At 63.7% G+C, this 11479-nt stretch carries 7 protein-coding genes and 1 riboswitch; of the genes, 3 read left to right on the forward strand and 4 right to left on the reverse strand.

What is annotated here, in order from left to right:
* Nucleotides 1-123: 123 nt before the first annotated feature.
* Entirely contained in the window at nucleotides 124-858 is a 735-nt protein-coding gene (locus ECTPHS_RS03795) for a hypothetical protein (RefSeq protein WP_008931362.1), read from the reverse strand.
* A gap of 169 nt (nucleotides 859-1027) precedes the next feature.
* Nucleotides 1028-1456, reverse strand: a complete 429-nt coding sequence (locus tag ECTPHS_RS03800) for a hypothetical protein (RefSeq protein ID WP_040405060.1) — start codon at nucleotides 1454-1456, stop codon at nucleotides 1028-1030.
* An 863-nt stretch (nucleotides 1457-2319) separates the two neighbouring features.
* Nucleotides 2320-2393: riboswitch (S-adenosyl-L-homocysteine riboswitch) on the forward strand.
* 81 nt (nucleotides 2394-2474) lie between these two features.
* Here ECTPHS_RS03800 and ahcY point away from each other — a divergent pair.
* From ahcY to ECTPHS_RS03815, 3 genes are all read left to right on the forward strand, one after another.
* The gene (gene ahcY, locus ECTPHS_RS03805) at nucleotides 2475-3890 is read left to right on the forward strand and encodes an adenosylhomocysteinase (protein ID WP_008931364.1); all 1416 of its coding nucleotides are present in this window, start codon (nucleotides 2475-2477) and stop codon (nucleotides 3888-3890) included.
* Nucleotides 3891-3993: 103 nt separating this feature from the next.
* Nucleotides 3994-4857, forward strand: a complete 864-nt coding sequence (gene metF / locus ECTPHS_RS03810; RefSeq protein WP_008931365.1) for a methylenetetrahydrofolate reductase [NAD(P)H] — start codon at nucleotides 3994-3996, stop codon at nucleotides 4855-4857.
* Nucleotides 4854-5609, forward strand: coding sequence for a 16S rRNA (uracil(1498)-N(3))-methyltransferase (locus tag ECTPHS_RS03815; protein WP_008931366.1), 756 nt, complete (start codon nucleotides 4854-4856; stop codon nucleotides 5607-5609). The genes metF and ECTPHS_RS03815 overlap by 4 nt, the downstream gene beginning before the upstream one ends.
* 5 nt (nucleotides 5610-5614) lie before the next feature.
* Here ECTPHS_RS03815 and ECTPHS_RS03820 read toward each other — a convergent pair whose 3' ends face one another.
* On the reverse strand, nucleotides 5615-6085 hold the full coding sequence (locus ECTPHS_RS03820; RefSeq protein ID WP_008931367.1) for a chemotaxis protein CheW: 471 nt from the start codon (nucleotides 6083-6085) through the stop codon (nucleotides 5615-5617).
* Nucleotides 6082-11457, reverse strand: a complete 5376-nt coding sequence (locus tag ECTPHS_RS03825) for an Hpt domain-containing protein (RefSeq protein ID WP_040405093.1) — start codon at nucleotides 11455-11457, stop codon at nucleotides 6082-6084. The genes ECTPHS_RS03820 and ECTPHS_RS03825 overlap by 4 nt, the downstream gene beginning before the upstream one ends.
* Nucleotides 11458-11479: the final 22 nt, after the last annotated feature.

Below are 11479 nucleotides of genomic sequence, written 5' to 3' on the forward strand. Positions count from 1 at the left end.
TCGATCCTGGGCAGCCTCGGAACAAGGCTGCCCGTGATAATGCCGGGATCATGCCGCGACTGCATCACACGCAGACCCGGACGCCCGCGGGGCAAGACCCTAAGGCCGCGCCGCGACAGCAGATTACTTGGCGGCGGCAGCCTGCTCGATGGCCTCGAGCAGCTGGGCATCCAGTTCGGGAAGCACCGGGATTTCCTCGCCGGCGGCACCCTTGACCTGCTCCAGCAACTGCTCGGAAACCTTGCGCAGCTCCCGATACTGCTCCACCAGCTTGGTGCTGTTTTCCAGGGCGGTCTGCAAGGTGCTCACCTTTTCATCCAGTTCACGCTTTTCCTTGCGCAGACCGGAGAGCTGGGTTTCCAGCTGCTTGCGGGCGGTGGCTTCGTCATGTTTCTGCTTCTTGAGCTGCCGCAGTTTCTTCATGACGTCTTCAGGCGTATCGGCCAGGGCCTTGTTGATGGCCTTGAGGGCCTTGTCCTTTTCGGCCAGCTGTTCCTTGATGGACTTCATTTCCTTGGTGTGAGCCACGCGCTCCGCGGCCATGTCCTGCTCACCGCTCTGTAGCCGGGAAAGGGCCTCTTCGCGGGCGGCATCCGCCAGGATCTGCGCCTTCTCGCTGGCCTTGACCTTCTTTTCCATGGCATCAATGGCCTGCCGGGCCTGCTCATTGGCCTGCTTGATCTTTACATCCGCCTCGTTGCCTCTCTGGATGGCAACGTCAAGAGCGGCCTTAAGCTCATCGGTGCTGCACTCAGGGTCCAGACCCAGGGCATCCGTGGCCCCCTTCATCAGCATCTGCTTGCTGATGGCAAGTTCTTTCCAGACCTTCAACTGCAGTTCTGCTTCAGCTTGATTCACATATGACTCCTGCACGGGTATTTCAGATGGTAGGGGTAGAGATTTTGGGCGCGCATTCTACATGAGTTGAGGACCAAATGCTGCATCCAAAGTCAAGCGCCCGCGAATGGCATCGCGGGCACGGGAAAGAAAAGGCCTCAACAGGTGAGCGGAACGCCGGGAACGCCGTTCAAGCGGCCCGATAGACACCCCGCCGGGGCGAATTCAGACGCCCATGCTTCTTGAGGTAACCCAGGGTCTGACTGATGTTCTTCACGTTCAGGCCTGCCGCCGCGGCTCGCTCCCGAATTTCGCCGATGGACATCTCGGACTCCGAGGCCACAATCTCGCAGATCACCTGACTGGGACCGGCATCATCAGCGGCTCGGGAGGCACGCCCCCCGGATGCCTTGCCACCCAGCTTGCTGATCTCGCGGTCCAGGGCCGCCAGCTCCTTGCGATGTCGACGCACCAGTTCGCGACGCTGTTCACGCAGGGCCTGGCGCTGTTCGCGCACCTCCTCCTCCTTGGCCGCAGCCTCCTGCTCTTCCCGCTTGCGCGCCAGTGCATAGAGTTCCTGGGCGGACATCTCCATAGGGTTTTTCATGGTCTCGGTCATTCATCTCTCCGGAAAATCATACGGCAGGCCGATGATTCTAAATAGCAGCCCACACGCTTCATATTATTTTTAGGACAGAACAATCCATACCGGAACAACCACAACATTCCATCACGACCTACGGCCGCGAAGTCACGACGGGAACCGGAATACGGATATATTCGGCCCATACCCTGAATGAGCAAATCACACATATTGCGTGTGCCGTGATTATGACATAAGAGCAGCATGATTTTCACATCAGCCAAAGAAATTATTGTATATTTCGCCGCTCCGGACTCAGCCTTGAAAGATGATCCTCCACCGCCGCCGGATCGGCATCCACTTATCAGCCTCAGGCAAAAGCATGCATATCCAGGCTCGCGATTGTCGGCCTCGCACGGAGGCCCGCCACACATCAACGACTCACCCCACGCCACATACATAGGCCTGGATAAACAGCTTTCAGGACAGCAACTTGCAGATCCATTTCGACCAGGACCGAAGAATCGGACCCATCCGCCGGATCTCGCAAGCGCGGTAAAGATAGTGAGGCATCATGGGCGAACCGAGCCTGAATGCCCTCGCCATATCCAGCCGGCATTGCGCGACAATTCAGAGCGGGGTCGACAGATTCAAGCCGAAGATCCATCAACATGCCCAGCCTTCGTGGGCGACCTGACTCAAAGCCGGCCCGAATCAAACATCAGCAGATATGCGTGATTTGGAGATGGCTCAAACCGGGTCATCATGCGCAGGAAACTTCATCCCCGGGCGGCCAAGCCCGCCCCTGAGCGATCTCCGGGCGACGGGGCAGGAAGGTGCGGGAGCGGTACACAGGCAACCGATGCAAAGCACCGACACTTCCCCTATAATCCCGGGTTCAGTCTGAGGAGCGCTGCAACGGGCCCTTCGGTCCGCCAGGCTCAGACACCTCCTAAAACGGCGCTCGCTGTATCCGCGATGGCGGTCGGCGAGTGACGTCATTTCCCCCGTCCCCATCGCACCCTCGCCCAACGCTTTTTGAGGAGTGTGTTGAATGAATGCCGTGGTAGATACCAAGAACCAGGATTTCTTTGTCAAGGACATGTCCCTGGCCGACTTCGGCCGCAAGGAAATCGCCATCGCCGAGACCGAAATGCCCGGCCTGATGGCCACCCGGGAGGAATTCGCCAAGTCCCAACCGCTCAAGGGCGCCCGCATTGCCGGCAGCCTGCACATGACCATCCAGACGGCGGTGCTGATCGAGACCCTCCAGGCCCTGGGCGCTGATGTGCGCTGGGCCTCCTGCAACATCTTCTCCACCCAGGACCACGCCGCCGCCGCCATCGCGGCCACCGGCACCCCCGTGTTCGCCTTCAAGGGTGAAACCCTTGAAGAATACTGGGACTTCTGCCACCGGATCTTCGAGTGGTCCGACGGCGGCACCCCCAACATGATCCTGGACGACGGCGGTGACGCCACCCTGCTGATCCACCTGGGCGCCCGCGCCGAGCAGGACCTGTCCGTGGTGGAAAACCCCACCAACGAGGAGGAGCAGGTGCTGTTTGCCCAGATCAAGGCGCGGGTCAAGCAGCAGCCCGGCTGGTACTCCAACATCCTGAAGAACATCAAGGGTGTCACCGAGGAAACCACCACCGGCGTGCATCGTCTCTACCAGATGGCCAAGGAAGGCGCCCTGCCCTTCCCCGCCATCAACGTCAACGACTCGGTCACCAAGTCCAAGTTCGACAACCTCTACGGTTGCCGCGAGTCCCTGGTGGACGCCATCAAACGGGCCACCGACGTGATGATCGCCGGCAAGACCGCCGTGGTCTGCGGCTACGGCGACGTGGGTAAAGGCTCCGCCCAGTCCCTGCGCGCCCTCTCCGCCCAGGTGTGGATCACCGAAATCGATCCCATCTGCGCCCTGCAGGCGGCGATGGAAGGCTACCGGGTGGTCACCATGGACGAAGCCTGTGACAAGGCCGATATTTTCGTCACCGCCACCGGCAATTTGAACGTGATCACCGCCGAGCACATGGCCCGTATGCGTGACCAGGCCATCGTCTGCAACATCGGCCACTTCGATTCCGAGATCGACGTGGCCGGTCTGCGCAAGTATCAGTGGGAAAACATCAAGCCCCAGGTGGATCATGTGATCTTCCCCGACGGCCACCGCATCATCCTGCTGGCCGAAGGCCGTCTGGTGAACCTGGGCTGCGGCACCGGCCATCCCAGCTTCGTCATGTCCAACTCCTTCACCAACCAGGTGATGGCCCAGATCGAGCTGTGGCAGCACGGCGACAAGTACCAGAACGACGTCTACGTGCTGCCCAAGCACCTGGACGAGAAGGTGGCCTCCCTGCACCTGAAGAAGATCGGCGCCCAGCTGACCCGCCTCACCGAGCAGCAGGCCAAATACCTGGGCCTGTCGGTGGACGGACCGTTCAAGCCGGAACATTACCGGTACTGATCGGACGGGGTTGACCCTCCCCCGCCCCTCTCCCCCGGGAGAGGGGTTTTTTGCGCCCATCGGATCACGCTTCCCGCTTCCCGCAATCCCTTGCGGAGGTTCTATGAAATCCCAACTTCGACACGAACGCACCTTCAGCTTCGAGTTCTTCCCACCCAAGAACGAAGAGGGTGTGGAAAAACTGCGCAAGACCTGGAGCCGGCTGGCCAGACTGGAACCGCGCTTTTTCTCCGTCACCTACGGCGCCGGTGGCTCCACCCAGGCCCGTACCCTGGAGACGGTGCTGGATATCCACACACATTCGGGCATCGCCGCCGCCCCCCACCTGTCCTGCATCGACTCCACGGCGGAACAGATGCGATCCATCCTCAAGACCTACATGGACAATGGGCTGCGCCATATCGTCGCCCTGCGCGGGGATCTGCCCTCCGGCATGCGTGAACCCGGCGAGTTTCGCTACGCCAACGAACTGGTGGAATTCATCCGTCGCGAGACCGGCGATCACTTCACCCTGGAAGTCGCCGCCTACCCCGAGTTCCATCCTCAGGCCCCCAGCGCCTTCAAGGACCTGGAGAACTTCAAGCGCAAGGTGGAGGCCGGTGCCGACTCGGCCATCACCCAGTATTTCTATTCGGCGGATGCCTATTTCCGCTTCGTCGACGACTGCGAGCGTATGGGCATCAACATCCCCATCGTGCCGGGCATCATGCCCATCACCAACTACAAACAGCTGGCCCGCTTCTCCGACGCCTGCGGCGCCGAGATCCCCCGCTGGATCCGCAAGCGCCTGGAAGCCTACGGGGATGACCTGGACGCCATCCGGGCCTTCGGTGAAGAGGTGGTCAGCCGCATGTGCGATCAGCTCCTGCACGAAGGCTCGCCGGGTCTGCATTTCTACACCATGAACCAGGCCGGCCCCGTCTCGGCCATCTGGAAGAACCTGGGCCTGACCCCGCAACCGGAATGAGAGTCCCTCGCTGCTATCTGGATCACCCCCTGGCCGTCGGCCGGGAAGTCGCCCTGGACGAACGGGTCCACCGCCATGTGGTGCAGGTCCTGCGCCTGCGCACCGGTGCCCCGCTGATCCTCTTCAACGGCGACGGCGCTGAATACACGGCCACGCTGATCCAGGCCGAACGACGGGCCTCGGCGGCGCGCATCGAGGCCCGCGTCCCCCGGGATACCCGGCCGGCCCTCCCGGTCACCCTGGCCCAGGGCATCGCCAAGGGGGATCGCATGGATTACGGCCTGCAGAAGGCCACGGAACTTGGGGTGTCCCGGATCCAGCCAGTGATCACCCGCCGCACCGTGGGCGGCGACGACGAGCGACGCCTGGACAAGCGCATGACCCATTGGCGGGGAGTGGTCATCAGCGCCTGTGAACAGTGTGGACGCAACGATATTCCCGAACTGTTGCCGCCCATGCCCCTGACGCGCTGGCTGGGGGCGTACCGAAGCGGCCCGGGGGCGGAGGAACAGGCACTGGGGCTAGTGCTGGACCCGAGGGCCACCCACGGCCTCACCGGCATCAGGGACCGACCGGCATCGATCCACCTGCTGATCGGCCCCGAAGGAGGGCTGGAGGAAAACGAGATCGGCCAGGCCATCCATGAAGGCATGACGCCGGTCCGGCTGGGACCGCGAATCCTGCGCACCGAAACCGCCGGCGTGGCGGCCCTGGCGGTGATTCAGGCCCTTTGGGGCGACCTGGGAGACTGATTGCTTCAGAGCCGGCTCAATACATCCTGAAGCATGTGCTCGATGCCCTCGAAGGCGGGGATCATGCACAGTACCCCGCTGGCCCTGACCCGGGCCGCCACCGCCGCCGGGTCATCCTCCCGCCGGGGCAGATTCTGGATGTCGGCCGGGTTCAGGGTCACCGGATGGGGAATGCCTCGCACCTGCAGGGCGTAGTACTCCAACCCGGGCAAGCGCTCGATCCCGTGCATGACCACAAAACGGTTGATGCGGGTCTGACGCTCCCTGGGCACACCCAACAGGGTGTCCAGGGAGACGATAGGCACCTGGGACTGACGCCATTCAAACACGCCCCGCAACCAGTCCGGCGCGCTCGCCACTTCCCGCACCACCTGCTGGGTCACCACCTCGACCACGGCGGACTGGGGCAGGAGCAGGTTCTGCTCCTGGAGGGAAATGATGAAGGCATGGACACTGTCGCTGATGAACTCGCTCATGCCGCCCCCCCGCTACCTTGATGCTCATCGAGCACTTCCCGAATCTGCGTCAGCAGGTCCATCTCCTGATAGGGCTTGCCCAAATAGCGGTTGACACCGATCTCCATGGCCCGTTGCCGGTGTTTGTCGCCGGTCCGGGAGGTGATCATGATGATGGGCAGGCGGCGTAGACGGGCATCATTACGGATGTGGGTGGCCAGTTCAAAGCCATCCATGCGCGGCATCTCAATGTCCAGCAACATCAGATCCGGCACCTGTTCCTGCAACTGAGCCAACGCATCCACCCCGTCCCTGGCGGTCAGCACATGGTAGCCCTGGCGTTCCAGGGCGCGGGCGGTAACCTTGCGGATGGTAATGGAGTCATCCACCACCATGACGACGCCACGCCGGCGCTCGCTCGCCGTGTCGGGTTGCGCGTCGTGATAGGCCAGGCGGACACCGGCCCCCGCACGCACCAGAGCCGGCACATCCAGAATCATCACCACGCGACCATCCCCCAGGATGGTCGCGCCGGCGATCCCCTTCACCCTGGAAACCTGAGGCCCCACCGGCTTGATCACCACTTCGCGACTGCCCATCAGGGCATCCACATGCAGCGCGATGCGATGATCGCCCGAACGCACCAGCAACACCGGACACATGGCGTCCGGGGACGGTATCAGGGGACGGGATACCTTGAGCAGGGCACCCAGATGCTTCACCTCATAAGTGTTGCCCGCATACTCGTAGACGGGATCGTCGGCGGCATGGAACGCCGCCAGGTCACGTCCCTGCATGCGCAGGATGCCCTCGATGCTGGAAAGGGGAACGGCAAAGATCTCGTCACCGGTCTGCACCAGCAGGGCCTGGCTGATGGCCAGGGTGAAGGGCAGGCGGATGGTGAAGCGGGTCCCCCTGCCTCGGGTACTATCGATGGACAGTACGCCGTCGAGCTGCTTGATCTCGCTGTTGACCACATCCATGCCGACACCACGACCGGAGATCTGGCTCACCTGACTGGCCGTGGAGAACCCGGATTCCAGGATGAACTGCATCAGGTCCTGCTCGGTGAGCAGAGACGGATCACTGGACAGGCCCAGCCGCGTCACCTTGGCCCGCACGGCCTCCAGGTCCACGCCCGCCCCATCATCGGCGACCTCCAGCACGACCTCCGAACCTTCACGCCGCATGTGCAGGCGCACCTGCCCGCTCTCGTCCTTGCCCTGGGCACGGCGCCGGTCAGGCGCCTCGATGCCGTGGGAGATGGCATTGCGGAGCATGTGCTCCATGGGGGCCAGCATGCGTTCCAGTACCGAGCGATCCAGCTCACTGCCCTCGCCCTCGACTTCCAGTTCCACCCGCTTGCCCAGTTCCGAGGCAGTCTGCCGGACGATCCGGCGCAACCGAGGCACGATGGTGGCGAACTGCACCATACGGGTGTGCATGAGTCCTTCCTGAAGGTCGGTGGACACCCGGGTCTGCTGCAGCAACAGGGTTTCCGTATCCTTCACCTGATCTGCCAGCAGACCCTGGATGCTGGACAGGTCGCTGACGCTTTCCGCCAGGGCCCGGGACAGCTGCTGGATATTGGAATAGCGATCCAGCTCCAGGGGATCGAAGTCCTCCTGCCACCGGGCCTCTCCCTGCTCCTGTTCATGACGGAACAGGATCTGGGCCTCGGTTTCCATTTCCAGCTTGCGCAACTGCTCGCGCAGGCGCTGGATGGTCTGTTCCAGCTCACCCAGGTTGAAGCCGAAACTGGTGATCTGCTGCTCCATGCGGGCATGGTAGATGTTCACCTCGCCGGCGTAGTTCACCAGGCTGTCCAGCACGTCGGCACGGACACGCACCACATCCTGCCCGGCGGCGCCGGTACGGGCCGGCTCAGGGGTGGGACGGGGCGGCTCGGCTTCCACGCGCAGGGGAATCACCGGCTCGGCGGCACGCTCCAGGATCGGTCGGCGGCGAATCTCCGTGTCCGCCTCGGGTTCCGCTGCCGGTGGCGGGGACGGCTCGGCGATGGAGACAGCCTCGCCTCCCTCGATCAAGGCATGCAGACGCGCCACCAGCCGGGGTACGGGGACCACCGTCTCGCCCTGCCGGGCCTGTTCCACCATGGTGTTGAGTTGATCCAGGGCCTGTCGCGCCACCTCGATCATGGAGGCTTCCGGTGCCCGTTCCCCCTCGGTCAGGGCGATCATGAGGCTTTCCAGGGCATGGCTCAGATCGCCGATGGGGACCATGCCCGCCATTCGGGCACCGCCCTTGAGGGTATGGAGCTGGCGCTGAAAGGCCTGTACGGGCTCCGGATTGCCTAGAGACTCGGACCAGAGTTCCAGCGAGGCATCGGCGGCATGGAGAATGTCCACCGCCTCCTCCAGGAACAGTGCCACCAGCTCCGGATCCGGCTCGTCCGTGACCAAATCCGGCTCGGGTTCGGGTTCGGAATCAAGGATGTCCAGATCCACGGGAGCTTCCGGCGGCGCGTCATCGGCCGGCTCGGCAGCCTCGAGATCCCATGCCTGGCGCGGGGCATCCTGACGGGCCTGCTCCTGCTCGTGAAGCTGTCGGAACCGGGCTTCCAGCGCCTCCGCCGTGGGCAGGGAGGCATCCCCCCGCTCCAGGGCATCCAGAACCCCATGCACATGCACCGTCAGGGCACGCAAGTCCGGCAAGGCTTCCGGGGGCACCGACGACTCCGCTTCCGCGCGCAGATTCAGATAACGTTCACAGGCGCCGCAGACCGCGGAGATCTCGGGCACCTCGGCGGTGCGGGCACTTCCGTTGAGGGTATGCATCGCCCTCAGCAGCTCGGACTGGATGGGAAGACCTGCAACCGGCGACGGAATCTCATCCAGCAGGGCCTCCAGGGTTCGCAGGTGCTGGCGGGTTTCCGCGCCGAAAATGGACAGCAGCACTGGATCCATGCGTGGCACGGGTTCAGACTGCTCCGGCGCCTCCACCGCGGGGGGTATATCGACCGGCTGCCGTTCCACCAGGGCCTGCAACCGCCCTATCAGGGATCGGGCATCGGCGACGGAACAGGGCTCACCCCGGATCTGGGCCACCAGATGGGGCAGCATCCCGCTGGAAGCTTCCATGGCGGCCAGCACCTCCGGCCCCGGCGCGACCTGACCATCGATCAAATGATTGAGCAGATTTTCGTTGGCCCAGACAAATTCACCCAGCAACTGCGCACCGACCAAACGGCCACTGCCCTTGAGGGTATGGAAGGATCGACGGAGCGTGACCAGGGCAGCCTGATCCTCCGGATATGCACACCAGCGCGGCAACTGCTCACCAATTCGGGCCACTTCCTCGTCGGCCTCTTCCAGGAACACCTCCAGGATGTCCGGGTCCAGGTCTTCGACCAGCGCGCCGAGGCCGCCACCGACCCCATCGTCGTCATCCTCCATTGCCGGCACGACCGGCGCCGTCTCCGGAGGCGGCTCCAGGTCTTCAAACTCCGGAACCCGCTGCGGAATCACCAGTGTACGGTCATCTTCCAGGTCATCCTCCGGCAACTCCAGCCGCAGGGTGTGATCCGACACGTCTTCGTCGTGGTCCGCTGACGGCTCGAGTCCGGGCAACGGCTCCCACTGAATGTCGTCGGACAACTCAGGCAAGGGCTCAAGTTCGGGCAGGTCATCCAGGGGGAGGGCATCCGGGAACGGCGACGCTTCAACCGCATCCGCGGCCCCGCCAAGCCTTGCCAGCGCGGCATGGCCACGGGCCAGCAGGTCATCGGCATTGCCATGGCCGCTCGTACGTGCCTCCAGGGCGCATTCGAGGGCGGTCAGCACATCGGCCAGCGGAGTTTCCTCATCCGACTGCAGCGGCCGCGGGTCATCGATGCAGCGGGCCTGGATCATGTCCCGCAGTCCCTGCAAGAGGGTCACTTCATCCGTCAGATTCAACCAGGCTAGAACGCCCGACAATCCATCCAGGGTGCGGGGCACCTCGCCCATCACGGCGGTATTTCCCGGGTCATGCACAAAGGTGTTGATGGCATCCTTGACCCGGGCAAGATCGGCCAGCGCCTCTCCCATGAGGGAGTGCATGAGGGCGCGTGACTCCGTCGGCGACAGGGCCCCGAGCGTGCCGGGCAGCCCGTCCTCGCCACCCTCGTCTCCCCGGCCTTCCGCCGCGGAACGAATCGCTGCTTCCATATTGATCATGTCGGCGGCGGCCTGCATCAGGACCGCCTCCTCCGGAGCGGTGTCACCGTTCATGATGGCTTCAAGAATGTCCGCCTCACGCAATGCAATCTCGCGGGGCTCCACCATGCCCACCATGGCCAGGGTGTCGGCCATGCTGCGCAGTTTGCCCACCAGGGGCAGCAGCGCCTCCCGCTGTCGGCCGCCGGTGTGCATGAACACGTCCAGGTTGTCCTTGACGTCCGCCAGATCTTCACGAATGGCCTGGGATACGGTCAGCATGAGTTCCCGATTGGGTGCGCTGAGTCCTTCCTGGGCGGCACGCAGTTCCGCCTCATCGGGCAGCAGTTCGCCGAGACGATATGCCTCTCGCACGGCAGTGACCAGAGGGCCGCGGGAGGTCGCCCGCCCCACGTAATAGAGCAGATTGCGCAGCAGATCGTCGGGAATCCCCGCCGCCATGGTGGATTCATCGTTCTCGATCAGGAAACGTATCTGGCGATCCACCTGCCCGAGCAGTTGCTTGACGGCGGCGCCGGGCTCCAGCCCACCGGAGCGGAGCGCCTCGCTGATCGCCCCCACCACCCAGAAGAAACGTTGCACCTCGGCCCGCCGGGCACAGCGGCGCAGCCCGGCCACGGCCTTGTCGATACGCTGCGCCCCCGCCTCGATCTGCGCCCCCCTGAGCAGGCTGACCAGGCCGAGTTGATACTGATGCCGATAGACGCGGGCCAGGGTCTGGATATCCACCCCTTGCTCGGTCGGCAGGAGCGGTTCTTCCAGCGGCCTGGCGCTGATCGAGGCCAGGTCAGGGAAGAAGAAGACGGTTTCGCTCAGCAGCGATGCCTTGCGGACGGTGCGCAGGTCATTGAGCAAGGGCAGCAGGACCAGCGGCACATCCCGGTGGCCGGTCCGCAGGTGTTCCAGGTAATCCGGCAGCTGGAGCATGGCCCTGCTCACGGTTTCCAGGGCCTCTTCCCGCCCGGTCACCTCGCCGGCGAGCAGTGCCCCGACCAACGCGGACATCTCCCGTGCCAGCATGGCGGCACCGTGGAGATCCAGCATCCGCAGGGTGCCTTCCACCTGATCCAGCAACCTGCAGGCCTCTTCCAGGCTGTCCGTCCGCCCGGCATCATCGCTGAAGGTCTCAAGGGCAGCCCGTGCTTCCGTCAACAGGGCATCCAGTTCCTTCTTGACCCAGCGCAGTGCGGTGAGTTGTTGGCTGTCTACTGTCATGGTCCACCCTGTGCCCGTGATC

The organism is Ectothiorhodospira sp. PHS-1 (assembly GCF_000225005.1).
Taxonomy (GTDB): Bacteria; Pseudomonadota; Gammaproteobacteria; order Ectothiorhodospirales; family Ectothiorhodospiraceae; genus Ectothiorhodospira.